At 66.0% G+C, this 22,060-nt stretch carries 22 protein-coding genes and 1 pseudogene; 12 read left to right on the top strand and 11 right to left on the bottom strand.

The window, feature by feature from the left end:
- Window positions 1–97: 97 nt before the first annotated feature.
- Window positions 98–1,120 (bottom strand): class II fructose-bisphosphatase, encoded by a 1,023-nt coding sequence (glpX, locus tag QRN53_RS16095; RefSeq protein ID WP_285244847.1) that lies wholly within the window; start codon window positions 1,118–1,120, stop codon window positions 98–100.
- Between the two features lie 138 nt (window positions 1,121–1,258).
- Here glpX and QRN53_RS16090 point away from each other — a divergent pair, with 138 nt between their 5' ends.
- From QRN53_RS16090 to QRN53_RS16070, 5 genes are all read left to right on the top strand, one after another.
- The gene (locus tag QRN53_RS16090) at window positions 1,259–2,026 is read left to right on the top strand and encodes a DUF4245 domain-containing protein (RefSeq protein ID WP_285244838.1); all 768 of its coding nucleotides are present in this window, start codon (window positions 1,259–1,261) and stop codon (window positions 2,024–2,026) included.
- Between the two features lie 9 nt (window positions 2,027–2,035).
- Window positions 2,036–2,650, top strand: a complete 615-nt coding sequence (locus QRN53_RS16085; RefSeq protein WP_285244837.1) for a carbonic anhydrase — start codon at window positions 2,036–2,038, stop codon at window positions 2,648–2,650.
- 87 nt (window positions 2,651–2,737) lie between these two features.
- Window positions 2,738–4,165 carry a class II fumarate hydratase gene (locus QRN53_RS16080; RefSeq protein WP_285244836.1) on the top strand — a complete coding sequence of 476 codons (1,428 nt, stop codon included), beginning with the start codon at window positions 2,738–2,740 and terminating at the stop codon, window positions 4,163–4,165.
- A 144-nt stretch (window positions 4,166–4,309) separates the two neighbouring features.
- Entirely contained in the window at window positions 4,310–4,981 is a 672-nt protein-coding gene (locus QRN53_RS16075) for a TetR/AcrR family transcriptional regulator (RefSeq protein ID WP_285244835.1), read from the top strand.
- Window positions 4,978–6,672, top strand: coding sequence for an MDR family MFS transporter (locus tag QRN53_RS16070; RefSeq protein ID WP_285244834.1), 1,695 nt, complete (start codon window positions 4,978–4,980; stop codon window positions 6,670–6,672). Before QRN53_RS16075 ends, QRN53_RS16070 begins: the two co-directional genes overlap by 4 nt.
- 123 nt (window positions 6,673–6,795) lie before the next feature.
- Here the strand turns inward: QRN53_RS16070 and QRN53_RS16065 are convergent, their stop codons facing one another.
- Both QRN53_RS16065 and QRN53_RS16060 read right to left on the bottom strand, forming a co-directional pair.
- Window positions 6,796–7,266 carry an NUDIX hydrolase gene (locus tag QRN53_RS16065; protein ID WP_285244833.1) on the bottom strand — a complete coding sequence of 157 codons (471 nt, stop codon included), beginning with the start codon at window positions 7,264–7,266 and terminating at the stop codon, window positions 6,796–6,798.
- A 42-nt stretch (window positions 7,267–7,308) separates the two neighbouring features.
- Complete coding sequence (locus QRN53_RS16060; protein WP_285244832.1) at window positions 7,309–7,857, bottom strand: prepilin peptidase; 549 nt, start codon at window positions 7,855–7,857, stop codon at window positions 7,309–7,311.
- 60 nt (window positions 7,858–7,917) lie between these two features.
- Between QRN53_RS16060 and QRN53_RS16055 the strand changes: the two genes are divergently transcribed.
- The gene (locus QRN53_RS16055) at window positions 7,918–8,718 is read left to right on the top strand and encodes a hypothetical protein (RefSeq protein ID WP_285244831.1); all 801 of its coding nucleotides are present in this window, start codon (window positions 7,918–7,920) and stop codon (window positions 8,716–8,718) included.
- A gap of 36 nt (window positions 8,719–8,754) precedes the next feature.
- Window positions 8,755–9,400, top strand: a pseudogene (locus tag QRN53_RS16050) (GNAT family N-acetyltransferase).
- 47 nt (window positions 9,401–9,447) lie between these two features.
- Here the strand turns inward: QRN53_RS16050 and phoH2 are convergent.
- Window positions 9,448–10,866, bottom strand: a complete 1,419-nt coding sequence (gene phoH2 / locus QRN53_RS16045; RefSeq protein WP_285244830.1) for an RNA 5'-3' helicase PhoH2 — start codon at window positions 10,864–10,866, stop codon at window positions 9,448–9,450.
- A gap of 239 nt (window positions 10,867–11,105) precedes the next feature.
- On the bottom strand, window positions 11,106–11,867 hold the full coding sequence (locus QRN53_RS16040) for an isoprenyl transferase (protein WP_285244846.1): 762 nt from the start codon (window positions 11,865–11,867) through the stop codon (window positions 11,106–11,108).
- Window positions 11,868–12,016: 149 nt separating this feature from the next.
- On the opposite strand from QRN53_RS16040, the gene trhA reads away from it, so the two are divergent.
- On the top strand, window positions 12,017–12,760 hold the full coding sequence (gene trhA / locus QRN53_RS16035; protein WP_502934852.1) for a PAQR family membrane homeostasis protein TrhA: 744 nt from the start codon (window positions 12,017–12,019) through the stop codon (window positions 12,758–12,760).
- A 6-nt stretch (window positions 12,761–12,766) separates the two neighbouring features.
- Here the strand turns inward: trhA and QRN53_RS16030 are convergent, their stop codons facing one another.
- Together QRN53_RS16030 and mca are read right to left on the bottom strand one after the other, a co-directional pair.
- Entirely contained in the window at window positions 12,767–13,096 is a 330-nt protein-coding gene (locus QRN53_RS16030) for a hypothetical protein (RefSeq protein ID WP_285244829.1), read from the bottom strand.
- A gap of 98 nt (window positions 13,097–13,194) precedes the next feature.
- Window positions 13,195–14,100 carry a mycothiol conjugate amidase Mca gene (mca, locus tag QRN53_RS16025; RefSeq protein WP_285244828.1) on the bottom strand — a complete coding sequence of 302 codons (906 nt, stop codon included), beginning with the start codon at window positions 14,098–14,100 and terminating at the stop codon, window positions 13,195–13,197.
- A gap of 129 nt (window positions 14,101–14,229) precedes the next feature.
- Here mca and QRN53_RS16020 point away from each other — a divergent pair, with 129 nt between their 5' ends.
- Both QRN53_RS16020 and greA read left to right on the top strand, forming a co-directional pair.
- Window positions 14,230–14,688, top strand: a complete 459-nt coding sequence (locus QRN53_RS16020; protein ID WP_285244827.1) for a DUF4307 domain-containing protein — start codon at window positions 14,230–14,232, stop codon at window positions 14,686–14,688.
- A 150-nt stretch (window positions 14,689–14,838) separates the two neighbouring features.
- Window positions 14,839–15,333: a transcription elongation factor GreA gene (greA, locus tag QRN53_RS16015; protein WP_018761893.1), complete on the top strand. Its 495-nt coding sequence runs from the start codon at window positions 14,839–14,841 to the stop codon at window positions 15,331–15,333.
- Window positions 15,334–15,439: 106 nt separating this feature from the next.
- Here greA and QRN53_RS16010 read toward each other — a convergent pair whose 3' ends face one another.
- Genes QRN53_RS16010 through QRN53_RS15995 form a run of 4 tightly spaced genes read right to left on the bottom strand, consistent with a single transcriptional unit; the run spans window position 15,440 to window position 19,621 of the window.
- Entirely contained in the window at window positions 15,440–16,054 is a 615-nt protein-coding gene (locus tag QRN53_RS16010) for a rhomboid family intramembrane serine protease (protein WP_285244826.1), read from the bottom strand.
- A gap of 8 nt (window positions 16,055–16,062) precedes the next feature.
- Complete coding sequence (gene ilvA / locus QRN53_RS16005) at window positions 16,063–17,301, bottom strand: threonine ammonia-lyase (protein WP_285244825.1); 1,239 nt, start codon at window positions 17,299–17,301, stop codon at window positions 16,063–16,065.
- Window positions 17,302–17,304: 3 nt separating this feature from the next.
- Window positions 17,305–18,621, bottom strand: coding sequence for an AI-2E family transporter (locus tag QRN53_RS16000; RefSeq protein ID WP_285244824.1), 1,317 nt, complete (start codon window positions 18,619–18,621; stop codon window positions 17,305–17,307).
- A 25-nt stretch (window positions 18,622–18,646) separates the two neighbouring features.
- Entirely contained in the window at window positions 18,647–19,621 is a 975-nt protein-coding gene (locus QRN53_RS15995; protein ID WP_285244823.1) for an aldose 1-epimerase family protein, read from the bottom strand.
- 100 nt (window positions 19,622–19,721) lie between these two features.
- Here QRN53_RS15995 and galT point away from each other — a divergent pair, with 100 nt between their 5' ends.
- Window positions 19,722–20,876, top strand: coding sequence for a galactose-1-phosphate uridylyltransferase (gene galT / locus QRN53_RS15990; protein ID WP_285244822.1), 1,155 nt, complete (start codon window positions 19,722–19,724; stop codon window positions 20,874–20,876).
- The gene (galK, locus tag QRN53_RS15985; RefSeq protein WP_285244821.1) at window positions 20,873–22,054 is read left to right on the top strand and encodes a galactokinase; all 1,182 of its coding nucleotides are present in this window, start codon (window positions 20,873–20,875) and stop codon (window positions 22,052–22,054) included. The genes galT and galK overlap by 4 nt, the downstream gene beginning before the upstream one ends.
- Window positions 22,055–22,060: the final 6 nt, after the last annotated feature.

Here is a 22,060-nt window from a genome sequence, read left to right as displayed (position 1 = left end):
GCCGCTAAAGTGAAACGTCAAGCATTTAAAAGTCCAACTTTGGGGGACCAGTTCACAGGGGCGCCCCGGGGCTTTGGTATCCGTTTCCGGACGCTGATCAGCTCTTGCGGGCGTAGCCTTCCCACTTGTCGGCTCGGTGCTCGCCGTCCACAAAGCGGATGGTTCCCGACTTTGAGCGCATCACGATGGACTGTGTCAGGACCTTGTCCTTGGAGTAGCGGACGCCCTTGAGCAGGTCGCCGTCGGTGATGCCCGTCGCGGCGAAGTAGCAGTTGTCGCTGGAGACGAGGTCGTTCGTGGAAAGCACGCGGTCCAGGTCGTGGCCGGCGTCGATGGCCTTCTGCTTCTCTTCGTCGCTGGTGGGCCAGAGGCGGCCCTGGATGACGCCGCCAAGGGACTTGATGGCGCAGGCGGCCACGATGCCCTCAGGCGTGCCGCCAATGCCCATCAGGGCATCCACGCCGGTGCCGGAACGGGCGGCCGCGATGGCGCCGGCGACGTCGCCGTCCATGATGAACTTGGTGCGGGCGCCGGCCTCACGGATTTCCTCGACCAGCGGGCGGTGACGGTCGCGGTCCAGGATCATGACGTTGAGCTGGTTGACCTTGACGCCCTTGGCCTTCGCAATGAGGTGCAGGTTCTGCTTCACCGGCAGCCGCAGGTCCACCATGTCCGCGGCTTCCGGGCCGGTAACGAGCTTCTCCATGTAGAACACTGCGGAAGGGTCGAACATGGAGCCGCGCTCGGCCACGGCCAGGACGGCCAGGGCGTTGTTGATACCGAGGGCGGTCAGCCGGGTTCCGTCGATCGGGTCGACGGCGACATCGCACTCCGGGCCGGTGCCGTCGCCGACACGCTCGCCGTTGAACAGCATGGGGGCTTCGTCTTTTTCGCCTTCGCCAATGACCACGACGCCATTGAAGTGGACGGTCTGCAGGAAGGAACGCATGGCGTCAACGGCTGCACCGTCGGCGGTGTTCTTGTCACCGAAACCCACCCAGTGGCCGCCGGCAATTGCAGCGGCCTCGGTGACGCGGACGAGCTCAAGGGCAAGGTTGCGGTCTGGCTCGTCGTGGCCCACCGCAAGGGACGGTGAAATCGTGGAGTACTTCTGGGTCATGGACGCTGGTGACACGTGAACCTCTTCTTCGAGTGGCGATCATTGAACCCGCTTGCCGGTGCAGCAGAGCGGTGATTCCTCTGCTACCGATCATAGTCGCGGCACCGCGCGGCGGGCGGCCCATGACGCGGCAGCGCAATGTGCCAGGACACGCGCCGCCGCAGCCTGCTGCCGCCCGAATGGAACTACGGCTCCGGGATGGGCGACTATAGAGGAGTGAACGACATGCAGGAAGCCACCAGCCCCAACTCCGGACAGGCACAGCCCGAAGGCGGGCCCGAGGCCTCGAAGGCCGGCGCGGATGCCCCCGTAAAGCCCGTCATTCCGGCGGCGGCAGCCAAGCGGGCCAACGCCTCGGTGATCGGCATGATCATTGCCCTGGTCCTCAGCATTGCCGCTTTCCTGCCCGTGGTCCTGATGAACCCACAGCCCAAGAGTGACGGCTACCGGCCTGACATCGACGTCGCGTCGGTGGCAAGGAATGCCGCGGAAGTGGCCGGATTCACACCCGTCGCACCGGATACCGGCAACGCCTTCCGCGCCAACTATGCACGGTGGGAGGCAGGGACGGGAAGTGGCGTGCCCACGTGGGAGGTGGGCTACGTGACGCCCAAGACCTCGTTCATCGCCCTGGTGCAGACCAGGAGCGCCAACCCCACCTGGCTCCTTCAGCAGACCAAGAACGCCCCCGTCACCGGTACCCGGAACGCCGGCGGCCAGGACTGGGAACTCCGCGACACCGGCAAGGGGGAAAAGTCGATGATCCTCAACTTCCGGGGCAGCACCGTCATCCTCTCCGGGGCCGCCCAACTGGACGAATTCTCCACGCTTGCGGCCGCCGTCGTAAGCTCCCTGGACAGCAACCCGGCCGTCACAGTTTCACCGTCGGCGGCCCCCACGCCGTAAGGTGGGGCCGTGACGACTAACCTGACCCCTGCACTGGCCTGGCGCCGCCTGCGCGAAGGCAACGAACGTTTCGTAAACGGCGAGTCCTCCCATCCGAACCAGAATGCGTCCCGCCGCTCATCGCTGGTGGAGACGCAGAATCCGTTCGCGGTGATCTTTGGCTGCTCCGACTCCCGGCTCGCGGCGGAAATCATTTTCGACGTCGGCCTGGGTGACGTCTTCGTGGTCCGCACCGCGGGCCAGGTGATCGACGACGCCGTCCTGGGCTCCCTGGAGTACAGCGTCGGCGTGCTGAACGTGCCGCTGATCGTCATCCTTGGCCACGACAGCTGCGGGGCCGTGACAGCCACCAAGGACGCCGTGGAAACCGGTGAGATGCCTGCGGGCTTCATCCGCGACCTCGTGGAGCGCATCACGCCCTCCGTCCTGACCTCACTGCGCAACGACCAGCCCGAGGTCAACGACATGGTGGTGGAGCACGTCAAGCAGACGTCGCAGCGCCTGGCGGACAGCTCGCGTGTGATTTCGGACGCAATCGAGGACGGCCGCACCGCCGTCGTCGGTCTTTCCTATCGGCTGGCAGAAGGCCGCGCCGACTTGGTTTACGGAATCGGCGAGCTCTAGGAGACACCTGCCGGCGGTCCACTGGACCGCCGGCATCCCTCCCTTAACGGTTTTCGATGGGGCGCCGGATCGCCATAAGCTAGCCCCATGACTTCCACTGAAGAGTTCCGCATTGAACATGACACGATGGGCGAAGTCCGCGTCCCCGTGAACGCACTGTACCGCGCGCAGACGCAGCGGGCAGTGGAGAACTTCCCTATTTCCGGCAAGACCCTGGAACGCACCCACATTGAGGCGCTGGCCCGGGTGAAGAAGGCTGCCGCCCAGGCCAACGCAGAACTGGGTGTGCTCGACGGCGAGCTGGCCAAGGCAATTGCAGATGCTGCCGACGAGGTGGCTGCCGGCAAGTACGACGGCGACTTCCCCATCGATGTTTTCCAGACTGGCTCCGGCACGTCCTCGAACATGAACACCAACGAGGTCCTGGCAGAGCTGGCCACGCGTGCCTTGAAGGCCGCCGGCAGTGACAAGGTTGTCCACCCGAACGACCACGTCAACGCCTCGCAGTCCTCCAACGATGTGTTCCCCACGTCCGTGCACGTGGCTGCCACCTCCGCCCTGATCAACGACCTCATTCCCGCCTTGGCCTACCTGGCCGAGTCGCTGGAACGCAAGGCCGTCGAGTTCAAGGACGTCGTCAAGTCCGGCCGCACCCACCTCATGGACGCCACCCCGGTCATGCTGGGCCAGGAGTTCGGCGGCTACGCCGCGCAGGTCCGCTACGGCATCGAGCGCATCAACGCCTCGCTCCCCCGCGTAGCCGAGGTCCCGCTGGGCGGCACCGCAGTGGGCACCGGCATCAACACCCCCGCCGGGTTCCCCGAGCGCGTCATCGAGCTGCTCGCCACGGACACCGGCCTGCCGCTGACCGAAGCACGCGACCACTTCGAGGCACAGGCCAACCGCGACGGCCTGATCGAAGCGTCCAGCCAGCTGCGCAACATCGCGATCTCCTTCATGAAGATCAACAACGACCTCCGCTGGATGGGTTCGGGCCCCAACACCGGCCTCGGCGAGATCGCCATCCCAGACCTGCAGCCCGGCTCTTCGATCATGCCCGGCAAGGTCAACCCGGTCATCTGCGAGGCTTCCATCATGGTGGCCGCCCAGGTCATCGGCAACGACACCGCCATCGCCTGGTCCGGCACCAATGGCGCCTTCGAACTCAATGTGGGCATCCCGGTCATGGCCGCCAACCTGCTCGAATCCATCCGCCTGCTGGCCAACACCAGCCGCGTCATGGCGGACAAGATGATCGACGGCATCACCGCCAATGTGGAGCGCGCGCGCTTCCTGGCCGAGGCCTCCCCGTCGATCGTCACCCCGCTGAACAAGTACATCGGCTACGAGAACGCCGCCAAGATCGCCAAGACCGCCGTGAAGGAGGGCCTGACCATCCGCCAGGCCACTGAGCAGCTCGGTTTCGTCGGCGAGGGCGAGGGCAAGGTGTCCGAAGCCGACCTGGACAAGGCCCTGGACGTCACCACCATGACGACTCCGGCGCATAAGGCCTAGCAGCACCCCTTCCGCGCCAAGAACGACGGCGGCCGGTTACCTTCCACACGGAAGGTGCCGGCCGCCGTCGTACTTTAAGCCCCCCCCGGGGAACAGCCCCGCAAAAAGTTGCACTGAGATTCAAATAGTGCAAAACTTCACTTTGTGAGTGATAGTGCAACTTCTGACTCCGGGCTGCGTGAACGGAAACGTGCCGCCACCCGGAGCGCCATCACCGCGGCAGCCCGTGCCCTGACGTCCGAACGGGGCCTGAACGGCTACACCGTGGAAGAGGTCTGCGAGGCCGCCGGCATTTCCCGCCGGACGTTCTTCAACTACTTCCCCACCAAGGAAGACGCCATCATCGGCCACGCGGATGACGATATTCCCGCCGAGGTCATCGAGGAGTTCGTTGCCGGCGGAGCCGGATCACCGGCAGGCCAGATCTCCCCCACGCTCTTCCGGGACCTGGTGGAGCTGTCACTGCGCCTCACGGATGGCATGTCGGCCTCCGAAGAGGAGACGCGTCAACTGATCGCGGTGGTCAAGAAAGAACCCCAGCTCATCCTCAGGATCATCGGAGTAACGGAACAGCGCGAGGCCCAGTTCGCCCGGGACGTGGCACGGCGTGAAGGAGTAACCGCTGACCACCCCGTGGTTCAGATGGCCGTCGTGCTGCTCAGCACCATCGCCCGCAAGAGCAGCATGGCGTACTTCAGCGAGGGCAATACCCGCAGCTACCCCGAGCTGCTGCTGGAGAACATCTCCGCAGCCAGCGTCCTGTTTTCACAACCGCTCGACATTCCGGACACCACCGCCGCAGAAGGACAATCATGAGTACCGCCACCACCAAGGCGCCGGCAGGACCACTCCTGCTGACGCAAAAACGCATCTGGATCATCTTTTCCGCACTGATCGCCGGAATGCTGTTGTCCAGCCTGGACCAGACCATCGTTTCCACCGCCATGCCCACCATCGTGGGCAAGCTCGGCGGGGTAGAGCACCAGGCCTGGATCACCACGGCCTACCTGCTGGCCACCACCATCGTCATGCCCATCTACGGCAAGTTTGGCGATATCCTGGGCCGCCGCAACCTGTTCCTGGTTGCCATCGCGCTCTTCACCCTCGCGTCGGTGGGCTGCGCCCTGGCCACCGATTTCTGGGGCTTCGTCATCTTCCGCGCCATCCAGGGACTGGGCGGCGGCGGCCTCATGATCCTCTCCCAGGCAATCATCGCCGACATCGTGCCCGCCAAGGAACGCGGTAAGTACATGGGCCCGCTGGGCGCCATCTTCGGCCTGTCCGCCGTGGCCGGCCCGCTCCTGGGCGGCTTCTTCGTTGACCACCTCACCTGGGAGTGGGCGTTCTACATCAACATCCCGGTAGGCCTTGCCGCCTTTGCGATCGCCTGGTTCGCCCTGACGCTGCCCAACAAGAAGGCAGACAAACGCATCGATATCCTGGGCGTGGTGTTGCTCTCCGCGGCCACCACGTGCCTGATCTTCTTCACCGACTTTGGCGGCAAGAAGGATGAAGGCTGGGATTCACCCATCACCTGGGCCTTCGGTGCGGGCCTGCTGGTCTCGGCCACAGCGTTCGTGCTGGTGGAACGCCGTGCCGAGGACCCGATCATCCCGCTGAGCCTCTTCCGGAACCGGATCTTCATCAACGCCACCGCCATCGGCTTCACCCTGGGCCTTGGCATGTTCTCCGCCATCGCCTTCGTTCCCACGTTCCTGCAGATGTCCTCCGGCACCTCAGCCGCCGAATCCGGGCTGCTGATGCTGCCCATGATGGCCGGGCTCATGGGTACGTCCATCTACTCGGGCATCCGGATTTCCAAGACCGGCAAATACAAGATGTTCCCCATCCTGGGAGCCGCGTTCACCATGGCCGCCATGCTGTGGATGACCACCCTTGCCGCCAGCACCCCCATCTGGGTCATCTGCCTGCAGCTGTTCGTCTTCGGCGCCGGCCTGGGCCTGATCATGCAGGTAGTGGTCCTGGTGGTCCAGAACTCCGTACCGGCCGACCAGATCGGCACCGCCACCAGCACCAACAACTACTTCCGCGAGGTGGGCGCCGCCATGGGCGTCGCGGTGTTCGGATCGATCTTCACCACCCGCCTCTCCGAGGCATTGACCAGCGCCTTTACGGGTGCCGGGGCCTCTGCCGAGCAGGCCGGGCAATCCACCCGGACGCTGGACCCGCAGGCGTTGAGCCAGTTGCCGCCACAACTGCGCGACGCCATCGTGAACGCCTACGCGGATTCGCTGGCACCGGTGTTCTGGTACCTGCTGCCTTTCATTGCCGTGGCGCTGCTGCTGGCCCTGACACTGAAGCAGATCCCGTTGTCGGACACCGCCGGTATGGTGGCGCGCGGGGAGGCCGTCGGCGGAGAGGAAGCGGAACGGCTCGCCGCCGGGCTGCCTGCCTCCGCAGACCCGGACGTGGACCAGGACACGGACCAGGACACGGACGGGGTCCAGGCCAAGGACGACGACGAGCTGGTCTCTCCGGGCCGCTGACCGTCGTCGGGCACTGGGGACGGCCGTGAAGACCAACAGGGACGCCGCAACCTTGGGGGTTGCGGCGCCCCTGTTCCGTATTGGCGCCCCCGTCACCTGCCCGGCAACGAGGGCCGGACGTTCCTACGGCTCGAAGTAGACGGCTCCTGCCGGCGTCAGCGCCTGCCGGATGCTGGTGAGGTGCCCGGGCATGAGGTCGGGAAGCTCGTCCAGGCCGAACCAGCCCACGGCCAGGGACTCGTCATCGTTCACCCTGGCGTCGCCGGACACGTAACGGCACAGGAACACGACGTCGAGGAATTCGCAGACGTCGCCGTTCGGGTATGTCACCGGACCTACCGCGCCCACGGACACCACGCGTTCGGCTTCAGCCACCACGGCGGTTTCCTCGAAAATCTCCCGGACCAGGCCGCGCGCAGGCTGCTCCCCCGGGTCCAGCATCCCGCTGATCAGCGCCCACTGCCGGTTGTCCGCCCGCTGGGCCAGCAGGATCCTGCCCGTGTCATCGACCACCACGCCCCGGACGCCCGGGACCCAGAGGGGGTCGTTGCCGATCTTCTTGCGCAGTTTCAGGACGTATTCGGGTGCAGGCATACTGCCAGCCTACCCAAGGCCACGAACGTCCCGGCACCGCACCTACGCCGGCAGCAGCATGGCGGCCGCGGCCCCGGCCAGCATGAACGGGCCAAACGGTATGGCAGACTTCAACGTCCCCCGCCGGGCCGCCAGGAGCGCCAGCGACCAAAGGCCGCCGAGCAGGAAGGCCATGAAGGTACCGGCGAAGAGGTGCCCCCAACTGAGGTAGCCCAGGTACATGCCCAGCACCCCGGCCAGCTTGACGTCGCCAAACCCCATCCCCGGCGGATAGACGAGGCGAAGGACGAAATAGAAAAGCCAGAGGATCGCCGCACCGGCCACCACCCGAACGACGGGCAGGACCGGATTGCCGTTCGGATCCCCCGCGGGCTGCACAGAGCCGCCCCAGGCAGCCGCCGCGGCAGCAGCCAGGAGGAGGAACCCCGCCACCGCATAGGACGGGAACACGATGCGGTTGGGCAGGAGGTGGTGCCGGACGTCGATGACCGTGAGCCGCACGGCCATCACCACAAAGTAGAGGCAGGCGGCAAGTACCAGCCAGAAGGCCACAGGGGTGTACTGCCACAGCTCGCCGAGTCGTCCGATCACCCCTCGGATGCTACTGGATCCGCCCCTACCGGCCGTAGCGCCGCCGCGTAAACTGTGGATATGTCGACCTGGGAGTCCCGGCGCCGGACGGTTCCGGAACCTCCTGCCGCCCCCGCAGACCCCGCCTCCATGTTCCGGAACCTGTGCCGGTCGTCCCCCTGGAAGTGGCAGTCGCTGAGGTTTGAATACTGGGACCAGGCATTCGAGTCGGCTCCCGGGCCCGGGGCCCCGTACGTCCGGGCCTGGCTGCGGCGTCCGGGGGCGCTGCGGCTGGAAAATCCGGCCGGCCTGGTGCTGCACAGCACCACGGGAATCAACGATTCCCGCGATGTCTTCTATGTCAGTGCGACCCGAAAGTCCTGGCTCCTGCCGCCCCATCTGGTCACCCCTGTCTATGACGACGCCGGGCACGTCCGCCGCAGGCCTGAGGCCGCTTACGGTGAACCGGGATTCGGCAACGGCCGCTTCTCGGCCGCACTGGACCCGGTTGAACTCGCCGGCAACGCACCTGTACCGATCGAGTTCCCCGGCAGCAACGCGCTGGACATCAAGGACGTCCGGCCTGCCGAGCACGAGGGCAGGCCGGTCCTGGAGGCCGTGGTGGTCCCGAACGCCGCATACCATCCGGGAGACACCTCTGCCCCGCTGTGCCTTCCCGGGCGTACGCACCTCCGCGTGGACGTGGGCACCGGAGTGTGCGTTGCCAGCCGGTCGCTTGAACCGGGGACGGAGGATTACGGGCACTGGATCAGGATCCTTGCGGTGGACGAATACATGCTTGATGACCTGTTCCTGGCCCAGTCCATGAACCTCACGGACGTCCGGCGGCACATCAGCTGGGACCTCCCCGCGGAAGCGTGACAGGTGCCGGTGGCGGTGTTCAGCTAGGCTTCGCGGATGACTTCCCTGAGCCCCATCTGGCCCCTGTTCGACCTCAAGCTGACCACGCCCCGGCTGGAGCTCCGCCCTATCACCGATCAGGACATCCCGGCAGCGGTCGGTGCTGCCCTCAGCGGCATCCACGAGCCCGGCCGGAACCCGTTCAGTATGCCCTGGGCCGAACTCCCGGAGGACGAACTGGGCCCCAACATGGCCCGCTGGTACTGGCGGTGCCGCCGGGTGCACCCCGGAGAACTGGACGCTGCTCCTGGGCATCTGGCACGAGGGCCGGTTCGTTGGATGCCAGGATGTGGGCGCCAAGGACTTCGCAACCCTGAGGACCGTGTCCACCGGTTCATGGCTCAGGCAGTCCGTCCACGGCCGCGGCCTCGGCAAGGAGATGCGTGCCGCCGTCGTCCTCTGGGCCTTTGACTGGCTCGGCGCAGAGGTGGCCGAATCAGAAGCCGCCGCCTGGAACGCCGCCTCCTTGGGCGTCTCGGCCTCCCTCGGCTACGAACTGAACGGCATCACCCGCAAGGCTTGGGGCACCACGGTTGAAACACTGCAGCACGTCCGCCTCTCTCCCGAAACCTTCAACCGTCCCGACTGGACGTTGAAGGTGGATGGCCACGAAGCTGCGGTGAAGTTCCTCGGCATACGGTAAGGGCCGTGGCCCGGCGAACCCGGCCACGGCCCTCCCCGGCGGGTGGCTTATCCTTCGAGGAGCTCCGTGACCAGGGCTGCGATAGGCGAGCGTTCGGAGCGGGTCAGGGTGATGTGGCCGAAGAGCGGGTGTCCTTTCAGGGTTTCGACGACGGCGGCGATTCCGTCGTGGCGGCCGACGCGGAGGTTGTCCCGCTGGGCGACGTCGTGGGTGAGGACGATCTTGGAGTTCTGGCCCATCCGGCTCATGACGGTCAGGAGGACGTTCTTTTCCAGCGACTGTGCCTCGTCCACGATCACGAAGGCGTCGTGCAGGGAGCGGCCACGGATGTGGGTAAGCGGCATGACTTCCAGCATGCCGCGGTCCATGACTTCCTCCACGACTTCCTGGCTGACCAGGGCTCCAAGCGTGTCGAAAACGGCCTGGGCCCACGGGTTCATCTTTTCGGATTCGGAACCGGGCAGGTAGCCAAGCTCCTGGCCGCCCACGGCGTACAGGGGCCGGAACACAATCACCTTCCGGTGCTCACGGCGTTCAAGCACGGCTTCGAGGCCCGCACAAAGGGCGAGCGCCGATTTTCCGGTGCCGGCACGTCCGCCGATTGACACGATGCCGACGCCGGGATCCATCAGCATGTCGATGGCGAGCCGCTGCTCAGCGGACCGGCCGTGGAGGCCGAACACGTCGCGATCGCCCTTCACCAGGCGCACCTGCTTGTCCGCGCCCACCCGGCCCAATGCCGAGCCTCGGTTGGAGAGCAGGACCAGCCCGGTGTTGACCGGCAGTTCCGCCGCGGCGGGAATGAACACGGGCTCGTGCCCGTACAGGGTGGAAATTTCCTGTTCGTCGGCTTCGATTTCGGCCACGCCGGTCCAGCCTGAGTCCTTGACCAGCTCATTGCGGTACTCGTCAGCGGTGAGCCCCATCGCGGAGGCCTTTACCCGCATGGGGAGGTCCTTGGAGACCACCGTGACGTTGCGGCCCTCGTTGGCCAGGTTCTTGGCGACGGCAAGGATCCGGCTGTCGTTGTCACCGCTGCGGAATCCCAGCGGCAGGACCTCCGCCGAAATGTGGTTGAGCTCCACTACGAGGGTGCCGCCGTCCTCACCAATGGGAATGGCCTGGTTCAGACCGCCGTGCTTGACCCGGAGATCGTCCAGGAGCCGGAGGGCCTTCCGGGCGAAATAGCCGAGTTCGGGATCGTGCCGTTTCGCCTCAAGTTCGGTGATGACAACGATTGGCACCACGACCTCGTGCTCCGCAAACCGCAGGAGGGCCCGCGGGTCCGAGATCAGGACGGACGTGTCGATGACGAAAGTGTGGATGTCGGCTTCCCTTCCGGAGACAGCAAAACCGGCCGCAGCATCAGTTGCTGCGCCGGTTTCAAAAGTGACGCGCTCGGCGCGAGAGGTAGCTTTTCCGCCCTGTCCAGCAAGGACTTCGGGCAGTTGTTCAGAAGTAGCCACATCGACTCCAGCCCCGGGTACCAGCCCGGAATTGTTATTGGTGAGGCGGCTCGGCCACGAGGCCGGGTCCGGCCTCCCATACAACCGGCGCGATGTTTCGCTCCATGTATTGGCCTCCCCGATCAGCCGGCGGTTTTGCCTGCTGATGGATATAACGTAAATCCACCCGGGCTTGTTTCCGCAACCATTACGCGGCGATTCCCGTTGCGGGTCGATTAACTAGTTGTGAACCCGGGATGTCAGGCGCCGAAGCGCCGCTGCCTGCCGGCGTAGTCACGCAGGGCACGGAGGAAGTCGACCTTGCGGAAGGCGGGCCACAGGGCCTCACAGAAATAAAACTCACTGTAGGCGCTCTGCCACATGAGGAAGCCGGAAAGCCGCTGCTCCCCCGATGTCCTGATCACCAGGTCCGGGTCCGGCTGGCCGCGCGTGTAGAGGAAGCGCGAGATGTCATCGACGCACAGGTCGTCGGCGAGTTTCGAAATGTCCGCGCCCTTGGCGACGGCGTCGTGCAGGAGTTCACGGACGGCGTCGACGATTTCCCGCCTCCCGCCGTAACCGACTGCCACGTTGACATGGATCTTTTCCCGTACCGGGGTCCTGGCGGTCAGCTTGTTCAGCCGCTCGGCCAGGTAGTCAGGGAGCAGTTCGGGGGCGCCCATCGCGTGGACGGAAATGTTGGCGTCGTCATCGAGCCGGTCCAGCGTGTTGGCGATGATGCCCATCAGGAGGTCCAGTTCTTCGCTGGACCGGTTCATGTTGTCCGTGGACAGCATGTACAGCGTGACCACTTTGACGCCGAGCTCCTGGCACCAGCCGAGGAACTCGTGGATCTTGTCCGCCCCGGCCTGGTGGCCTTGGCTGGTGGGCGCGTTGAACTGCTTGGCCCAGCGCCGGTTGCCGTCCACCATGACGCCGATGTGGCGGGGAATCCGGTCGCGCGGGAGATCCTTGAGCAGCCGGCGTTCGTAGTAGCCATAGAGGAACCCGGGCAACTCCACGCGTCCACTCACCTGACTTTCCTGCCGTACGTACATCCACATCCTAGGCTACCGCCAGCAGCGCTCCGGGACGCGCCAGTGCGGGCGCGGCAGGCGCAGCGGCAAGTTACCAGCGGGTAACTTACTGTTGCGTAAGTTATTCTGGACCAATGAACAGCGACTCTCCGCAGGCTTCCCAGCCATCCACGCCGGAGCGCCGGGACCCTGCCGACGGCACAGGACCCAACGAAGTGGATGAGGCCGCCGCCCGGCTGGCTGAACTGCTGATGATCAAGCCGAAATGGCGGGGCTGGATCCATACCGTGACGGCTCCGCTGGCGCTTGCGGCCGGCATCGTCCTCGTTGTAATGGCACCCACTGCGGACCGTCGGATAACGTCTGCCGTCTTTGCCGCCACGGGCGTGCTGCTGTTCGGCGTCAGTGCCGTCTACCACCGCGGCAACTGGTCACCGCGGGTCAAGCTGGTCCTCAAGCGGCTGGACCACACCAACATCATGTTGGTCATTGCCGGCACCTATACGCCCCTTGCGTGGACCCTCCTGGAACGTCCGCAGGCGGTGATACTCCTGTGGGTCATCTGGTCAGGTGCCATCCTTGGCGTGCTGTTCCGGCTGCTGTGGACCGATGCACCACGCTGGCTGTACGTGCCCATCTACATTGCGCTGGGATGCGGCGCCCTGTTCTACCTGCCGCAGTTCTTCCAGGCGAACCCGGCTTCAGCGGTCCTGATCTGCGTGGGCGGGGTCCTGTACATTACGGGCGCCGTCTTCTACGCCCTGAAGAAACCAAACTTCAGCTACCACCACTTCGGCTTCCACGAACTGTTCCATGCGCTGACGGTGTTCGCTTTCGCAGCCCACTTCGTCGCGATCGCCCTGGCAGTCCTGGCCTGACGCTGCTTACCCGCCCGGCCGCTGGAGCCCGTTTCCGTTGGACTCGGGCGTCGCCGGGTGCGGGCCCTCGTCGAGCCCCTCCTGCGCATCAGCGGCCTCCACGTCCGCAGCCGCTGCGGCCGCCATGCGCTCTTCCTCCACCTGGGCGCGGTAGCGCACCCGGCGGATCCGCCGCACCATATCGACGATCAGCAGGGCCGTGGCCACCACGAAGAAGGCCGTCATGACAAACCCCAGCAGGCCCGGGGTTACCTGGTCCTCGGAGATCCCGTCCCGGAGCGTCGGAGTGGGCATCGGAGTCGGAGTGGTGGCGAGGCGGAGGAGCAGAGAATGCACGGTTAATACCTTCTGGTGGAACGGATGCAGCAGGAAGCGGACAGCACGGGCCTTGGCCGCACCCGACTTCTACGCTGGATAGAAATAGCCTGCTCTGACTATCTTAGCCCGGCGAACAGGTCCTTCTCCGGGAGCTCGGACGGTACCCGCGAATGGATCAGGGAGTAGTCCTCCCAGGGCCAGGTCCGGCGCTGCATATCAGGTGAGACCGCAAAGAAGAACCCCAGCGGGTCCACCTGCGTCCGGTGGGCCCGCAAGGCGTCGTCACGCACTTCGAAGTAATCGCCGCAGTCAATCTGCGTGGTGGTGGGGTGCGCGGCCGGCGGCGGCGTGTGACCCTCGGCATCGGATTCGAGCCAGGCGGCCAAACGCTCCGCATACGGGGACTGGAGGCCGGCCTCTTCCAGCGCAAAGTGCAGTGCACGGAACCGTTCGGGGCTGAACGCGCGGTCGTAGTAGAGCTTGCTGGGCTCCCACGCCTCCCCCGCATCCGGGTAGCGTGCGGGATCGCCGGCTGCTTCAAATGCTTCCACCGCCACCCGGTGGGCCATGATGTGGTCCGGATGCGGGTAGCCACCGTTTTCGTCGTAGCTGAGGATGACATGCGGCTTGAACGAACGGACCAGCCGGACCAGCGGCGCCGCGGCCCGGTCCAGCGGGAGGGTGGCGAAGGAACCGGCCGGAAGCGGCGGAAGCGGATCACCTTCGGGCAGGCCCGAATCGACGAATCCAAGCCACACCTGACGGATGCCCAGGACGGCGGCAGCGTTGGCCATTTCCAGCCGGCGCGCGCCGGCCATGTCCCGCTTCGGGTGCGGTTCGCCTTCAACAGCCGGGTTCTGGATATCACCGCGCGACCCGTCCGTGCAGGTTGCCACCATGACGTCCACGCCGGCGGCTGCGTACATGGCCATGGTCGCAGCGCCCTTGCTGGACTCGTCGTCCGGGTGGGCATGGACTGCGAGCAGCCGGAGCGGCACCTGGGAATTGCTGGACGCTGTCATGGAGAGGACGGCTCCTTATTCTTGTTTTGCGGCTTGTCGCAGCCTCGGGATGTTGTTGCGGGTGGTGGTTGCCTGCCGGTGGCCGCAGCCGCCGCAAGGAGCCGCCGGAAAGGGCACTAAACTGGTTTGGTGACTTCCCCGGACCAGCCGGCCCAACCCGCGCCCGCAGACACTAGCCTAGCCAATCGGTATGGTGCTAAAAAGCGCCGGTTCACACCTGTGGCCACCCGCACCGCCATCGGAATCGCCCTGGCGGCCGGAATTGGGTTCCTCGCATGGGTTTCGACGTCGAATTCGCTGTCCGGGGTGACCTACAAGGACATTGGCTACAGCACCACCGATGCCACCGTTGCAGAAGTTGACTTCCAGGTCACCCGCGAACCCGGCAACGCCGTGAAGTGCGCGGTCAAGGCGCTGGATTCCAGGTTCGCCGTCGTGGGCTGGAAGGTAGTGGACATCCCGCCGTCAGCGGCGGATGCAACGGCCGACGGCGGCAGGACAGTCGCCCAGCGCGTCACCGTGCTGACGGAGTCGGAGTCCGTGTCGGGCCTGGTGGACAGCTGCTGGATTCCCAGCCAGGCGCAATAGGGATGTGACCCGCGACTCCTGCAGGTTGGGTTATCTCCAAGTGATTGACTACAATGTGTAGATACCTTTACCCCGCTGAGCTGGTTGCCGCTCCATAAGTGGCCACCATGGCGGGGTCTTTTGCATGTAGGACCACCAGAGGAGAAGTCCGTGTCTACCACCAACAGCGCTTCTGCAGCCTGGCTCACCCAGGAAGCTTTTGACCGCCTGAAGGCAGAGCTGGACCACCTTTCCGGCGCAGGCCGGGCGGAGATCGTCCAGAAGATTGAAGCAGCGCGGCAGGAGGGCGACCTCAAGGAAAACGGCGGCTACCACGCAGCCAAGGAGGAGCAGGGCAAGATCGAAGCCCGCATCCGCCAGCTGACAGTCCTGCTTCGGGACGCGCACGTGGGTGAAGCACCTGCCGATGACGGCATCGTGGAGCCGGGCATGATCGTGGTGGCCAAGATCGCGGGAGACGAAGAGACGTTCCTCCTGGGCTCCCGTGAAATCGCCGGCGACTCCGATTTGGATGTGTTCAGCGAAAAGTCGCCGCTTGGGGCCGCCATCGTGGGCCACAAGGAGGGGGACACCCTCAGCTACGTCGCTCCCAACGGCAAGGACATCAAGGTGGAGATCCTCTCCGCCAAGCCCTACGCAGCCTAAGTTTTCGCCTTCCCGGCATCGAGTAAGCAACCAGCGGCGGCCGCCCCTCACGGGACGGCCGCCGCTGTACGTTAAGTGCCGCCCCGGGCGGGACACGCGTCCTCGCTCAAGACTCCACGGCTGCCGGGATGCGTGGCCGCAGCAGCAGGGCCGCGACGACGCCCCCTGCCGCCCCGCCCAGGTGGGCCTGCCAGCTCACGTAACCGGCAACGAACGGCAGGGCGCCCAACAGGATGCTCCCGTAACCCATGAACAGGACCACGGCCAGCAGGATCTGCCGCCAGCTCCGGTTGAAGAAGCCGCGCACCAGGAGGAACGAGAAGAGCCCGAAGACCAGGCCCGACGCCCCCACGGTGACGCCGTCGCCAATGAGCCACACCGTCAGGCCGCTGCCAAGCCAGCTGAAGGCCAACGCGGTCAGGAAGACCCGCACCCCGGACAGGAACACCAGGAACCCGAAGATGACCAGTGGCAGGCTGTTCGAGAGCAGGTGGTTCAGGTTGGCGTGCAGGAGCGGGAAGGTGACGATGTCCAGCAGCCCGTCGGCGCTCCTGGGCCGCAGGCCGAAGGTCCTGACCAGCGCGCCCATCATCAGCGTATTGGCCACCTCCAGGGCGAACAGCAGCGCGAGGAAGCCACCCAGCACCGCCAGGCCGCCCTTCGCGCGCGCTGCCAGGGTCTGGCGCCCGGGGAAGCGTCCGTTACCAGCAGGTCCGGCCATGGGCGGTCCTAGTGGACCACGATCGGCTGGAAACCTTCGGCGCGGAGTGCGCTGAGGACCTGCTCACCGTGCTGGTGTCCCTTGGTTTCAAGGTTCACCGTGATGGATACGTCGCCCATGCTGATGGAGCCTCCCACCCGGGTGTGGTCCAGGCCGGTGACGTTCGCATCGTTCTCGGCGATGATGCGCGCAATGGTTGCCAGCGAGCCGGGACGGTCGTCAAGCATCATTCGAACGGTCATGTAGCGGCCGGCGGCGGAGAGGCCGCGCTGGATGACCTTGAGCATCAACATGGGGTCGATGTTGCCGCCGGAGAGGACGGCCACCGTGGTCCCCGGGTTCTCGATCTTGCCGTCCATCAGGGCGGCGATACCCACCGCACCGGCGGGTTCCACCACCATTTTGGCCCGTTCCAGCAGGAAGATCAGGGCGCGTGCCAAGGAGTCTTCGCTGACGGTGACCACGTCGTCGACCAGTTCACGGATGATGCTGAAGGGCAACTGTCCCGGGCGGCCCACGGCGATGCCGTCAGCCATGGTGGAGACCTTCTTCAGGGGCACCAGCGCATCGGCGGCCAGCGAGGGCGGGTAGGCGGCTGCGTTCTCCGCCTGGACGCCGATGATGCGGATGTCGCGGCCGAGTTCCCTGGCCCGGGCCTTGATGGCGACGGCGACCCCCGCGAGGAGCCCTCCGCCTCCCACGCCCATGAGGACGGTGTCAACGTTAGGCACCTGCTCCAGGATTTCGAGGCCAACGGTCCCCTGCCCTGCCACGACGTCCACGTTGTCGAACGGGTGTACAAAGACCATGCCGGTCTCATCGCTGTAGCGCTGGGCTTCGGCGAGCGCCTCGTCAACGTTGTGGCCGTGCAGGATCACTTCGGCGCCGTGGCTGCGCGTGGCGGCGAGCTTGGGCAGTGCAACACCCAGGGGCATGTAGATACGGGCTTTGATGCCAAGGCTCTTGGCGGCAACGGCGACGCCCTGGGCGTGGTTGCCGGCGGACGCTGCCACCACACCGCGCTTCTTCTCCTCTGCGGAGAGCCGCGCCATGCGGACGTAGGCACCGCGGACCTTGAAGGACCCGGCACGCTGCAGGTTTTCGCATTTGAAGTAGACGTCGCCGCCCACCATGCTGCCCAGCGCGCGGGACGATTCCACGGGGGTGCGCGCAATAATCCCGTCAAGCAGCTTCTGCGCCTCAAGGACATCGTCCAGCGTGACGGGAAGGGTTTCAAGGATCTTCACGGACTACTCTCCTCTGGATTCGGCTCCGGTGCCCTCTCGGGAGGCGGTGCGGGCATCGCGGTGTTCGGTTGTCGCACCGGCCGCCTCGAGCCCTGCATCGGAAGCGGCCTGCGGGTCAACGTCCTCGATGGTGTTGTCCCCGCCCGCTGCGGCTGTGATGGGCTTTCCGGCGATGACCGGCACCTGTTCATGTTCCCACGTTCTTGCGGCAATGTAGCGAACGGCCGAGTTTGCTACGGCGAGGATGGGTACCGAGAACAGCGCCCCGGGGATGCCGGCCAGGTAGGAGCCCGCCGCGACGCTGAGGATCACAGCCACGGGGTGCAGCGAGACGGCCTTGCCCATGACCAGGGGCTGCAGGATGTGGCCCTCGAGCTGCTGGACCAGCAGGACGATGGCCAGCATGAACAGGGCATTGACGGGTCCGTTGGCCACCAGGGCGAGCAGGACGGCGACGGCGCCCGTCACCAGGGCCCCCACCACGGGGATGAAGGAGCCGAGGAAGACCAGCACGCCGAGGGGAAGTGCCAGCGGGACACCGATGATGGCCGCGCCGACGCCGATTCCGATCGCGTCGACGGCAGCGACGAACATCTGGATGCGTGCGTAGCTGACCATTGACGCCCAGCCCTTGTGGCCTGCACCGAAGGCAGCGGCCCGGGCCTTTCGGGGCAGCAGCCTGACCAGGAAGGCCCAGATCCTGTCTCCTTCCAGCAGGAAGAAGATGAGGATGAACAGCGACAGGAGCATCCCGGCCGCGAAGTGGCCGGCGGTGCTGCCGAAGGACAGTGCACCGCTGAGGATGCTGCTGCTGTTGTTCTGGAGCGCGTCAGTGGCCTCCTTGACGTACTGGTCCACTTGGGCGGCTGTGAGGTGCAGGGGGCCGGTGGAAAGCCAGTCCTGGACCTGGCGCACGCCTTCAAGGGCCTGGGACCAGAGCTCTCCGAAGCCGACGGCGAGCTGGCGCCCCACCAGGCCCAGCGCACCCGCGATGACGCCGATAAATCCCAGGACCGTTACGGCGACGGCGAGGCCGGCGGGCAGGCGCCGGCGTCTCAGCCAGCGCGTTACGGGGCTCAGGAGGCCTGCAAGGAGCGCGGCCACCATGATGGGAATGATCAGGAGGGTAATCTTGCTGAGCAGCCACACGAGTGTTCCTGCCATCAGCAGGATCAGGCCCAGCCGCCACGACCAGGACGCGGCAATACGGACGCCGTACGGGATGTCCTTGTCGAGCTCACGGTCCGTCAGCACCCTCAGCGGGGCGGCGGTGGCAGAAGGTCGGTTTGGCTGGGTTACGGCGTCCTCATGTGGCGTCATAACCCAATACTTCCGCAGCCTTGCGCTAATGGGAAACCAAGGTCCCGGCCTGGGCCGGGACGTAGTCGATCCCCCATTCGATGCTGAAGGATTCGCCCGGCGCCAGCCAGCGCAGCCCATCTCCGGAATTGAAAGCGTTTGCCGGTCCGGTCATCGGTTCCACGGCCACGGCACGGGTCCGCCCGGGGTACTCGGTACTGACAAAAACGTGGACGTAGCGGCAGGATTCGTCCTGCCAGAGCGACACCTCGGCGCCGTCCGCAGCAGACAAGGTGTGCCGCGCCCTGCCCCCGTCATACTGCAGGTCGGTCAGGGCAACATCCACGGCGAGGTGGGCAATGGCGCTGCCGGAGCGGAAGTCGGTATCCCCTTCCACCGCCGCTGTGCCGCGCGGGATCAGGCGGCCGTCGGCCACCAGCCGGGTCTCGGCGGCGACTGTCAGCACCAGGTCCTCCACCGGGGTGTCGCCAACCCGCAGGTACGGATGCGCGCCCAGGACGAAGGGGGCCGGCGCCGCGGCATTGTTGGTGAGCGTCTGCCGGACATGGAGTCCCAGGTCTTCGGTCAGCCGGTACTCCACCCGGTGCCGGGCCAGGAAGGGGTACCCGTGCTGCGGAAAGATGGTGGCTTCCAGTTCCACCGAGTGGTCCGACTCCCCCACGAGGGAGTAGCCGGCGTTCCGGAGCAGTCCGTGGCTGGCGTTGTTGCGGGACACCTCGGTGATGTCCAACTGCTGCTTCCTCCCGTCCAGGAACCAGGTCCCGTCCTCCACCCGGTTGGCCCAAGGCGCCAGCGTAATGCCGGTGGCACCGGGGGCGATCTGGTCATCACCATAGGTCTCCGTGAGCAGGACACCGCCACGGTGGTATGAGCGCAGGCCTGCGGCGAGTTCGGTGACCACGGCCACGGCGTCGCCCCGGCGCAACTCGTATTGCCGGCCGGTAGCGCAGGACGGGAGGGGTGCGGGACCGTAGTTTTCGGTTTCGGAAGAGGCAGTCATGGGCCTACCGTACAACGCGCGGAGCGGTGTCCGCATGAGCGTCACTGTTACTTTTTGTTGTTAACTATTCTTTATTGAGCGTTTATGAGAAACTTTTGCCATGACAGGGATGACCACCACCACGCTCTCCGACGGTCGGGAACTGATGTACTTCGACGACGCGGGCACCACCACTCCCCGTACCGCGGAATTCACCACTGACCATCGCGGACTGCCGCCCAGGGGCGAACCGGGCGAGGTCCGCTTCGATGCACTGACCGGCGAATGGGTGGCCGTTGCCGCCCACCGGCAGGCACGGACGCACTTGCCCCCCGCGGACCAATGCCCCATCTGTCCCACCACCGACTCCAACGCCTCGGAGATTCCGGCCGCCGACTATGACGTTGTGGTGTTCGAAAACCGCTTCCCGTCGCTCGGCCCGGCACTGGGGTCCGTTCCGGCGGATCCCGGGTGGGGAACGAAGGGTCCGGCCTACGGCCGCTGCGAGGTGGTGTCCTTCACCCCGGAACACACTGGCTCGTTCAGCGGACTGAGCCAGGAGCGGTCCCGCACTGTAATCGAGGCGTGGGCGCAGCGCACCGCTGCGCTCAGCAGTATGACGGGCATCAAGCAGGTGTTCCCGTTTGAGAACCGGGGCGCCGATATCGGCGTGACGCTGCATCATCCGCACGGGCAGATCTACGCCTACCCCTATGTCACCCCGCGCGCCGGCGTCCTGGGGGCCGCGGCCCGGAAGTACTACGACGCCAAGGACGGGAACGAAACCCTGACCGGTTCCCTGTTGCGCGCCGAGCGGGAAGACGGCAGCCGGATGGTGCTGGAAGGCACGCATTTCAGCGCTTACGTACCCTTCGCCGCGCGATGGCCCCTGGAGATCCACCTGGTCCCGCACCGCCACGTTCCCGACCTCGCCGCCCTGAACGGAGAGGAGAAGGACGAGCTGGCGCAGGTGTACCTCGACCTGCTCAAGAGGGTGGATGCCCTTTACCCCACGCCGACGCCCTATATCTCCGCCTGGCACCAGGCTCCCCTGGACGAGGTCCTCCGCCCGGCCGGCTACCTCCACCTGCAGCTGACCTCCCCGCGCCGGGCAGCGGATAAGTTGAAATACCTCGCCGGCTCGGAGGCAGCGATGGGCGCGTTCATCAACGACACCACGCCGGAAAGCGTGGCGGAGCGCCTGCGCAGCATTTCTGTCCCGTCGTCGTCGAAGCCGTCTGCCATGGCGGCCACAGCAGAAGGAGCTTCCGCGTGAGCAGCCAGGACCAAGCCCGCACAGCCCCGGTTTCCGTCGACGATCTCGCCGCCCGCTTCACCGAGGCCTTCGGTGGCGCTGCCGACGGCGTGTGGCAGGCCCCGGGGCGGGTTAACCTCATCGGCGAACATACCGACTACAACGAAGGGTTCGTCCTTCCGTTCGCCATCGACCGCACCGCCCGCGTGGCCGTAGCGGTCCGCCGCGACCGGACCGTCCGGCTCCTGTCTACGTACGGTGACCAGGGCGTCGTCACCACCTCGCTGGACTCCCTGGAGCCAGGAACGGCCAAAGGCTGGACCAAGTACCCCCTGGGCGTCATGTGGGCCCTCCGGGAGCGGGGCATCGACGTCCCCGGCCTGGACCTGCTCCTGGACTCCACCGTGCCGCTGGGTGCCGGCCTCTCGTCGTCGCACGCCATCGAGTGCGCAGTGATCTCTGCCCTTAACGACCTCACCGGCGCCGGACTGGGGGCCGAGGAGATGGTGCTGGCAACGCAGCGCGCGGAGAACGACTTCGTGGGGGCGCCCACCGGGATCATGGACCAGTCCGCGTCGCTGCGCGGAGCCAAGGGACATGCGGTGTTCCTGGACTGCCGGGACCAAAAAGCTGCCCTGGTTCCGTTCGAGACAGAACCCGCCGGCCTGGTGCTGCTGGTCATTGACACAAAGGTGTCCCATTCCCACGCCGACGGCGGCTACGCCTCACGGCGGGCGTCCTGTGAACTCGGGGCAGAGGTCCTCGGGGTCAGGGCGCTGCGGGACGTCCAGGTGGGCGACCTGGACGAGGCCAGCGGGCTGCTTGATGAGGTGACGTTCAGGCGTGTCCGGCACGTGGTGACAGAGAACGACAGGGTGCTCCAGACTGTCGAACTGCTGGACGGCCCGGGCCCGAGTGCCATCGGCCCACTCCTGGATGCCAGCCACGCCTCCATGCGCGATGATTTTGAAATTTCGTGCCCGGAATTGGACCTCGCCGTGGACACGTCCCGGGCGAACGGTGCGCTCGGCGCCCGCATGACCGGCGGCGGGTTCGGCGGGGCGGCGATCGCCCTGACGCCCGTGGACGCGGAGCAGCAGGTGCGGACCGCCGTCGTCAAGGCTTTCTCCGACGCCGGCTTCACGGCACCGGACATCTTCACCGTCTCCCCTGCCGCTGGAGCCATGCGTCTCGCCTAGGCAGAC

This window comes from Pseudarthrobacter sp. fls2-241-R2A-127 (assembly GCF_030209355.1).
Lineage (GTDB): Bacteria > Actinomycetota > Actinomycetes > Actinomycetales > Micrococcaceae > Arthrobacter.
Note: the sequence above shows the minus strand (reverse complement) of the source record. Positions and strands in the feature narration are given on the sequence as shown.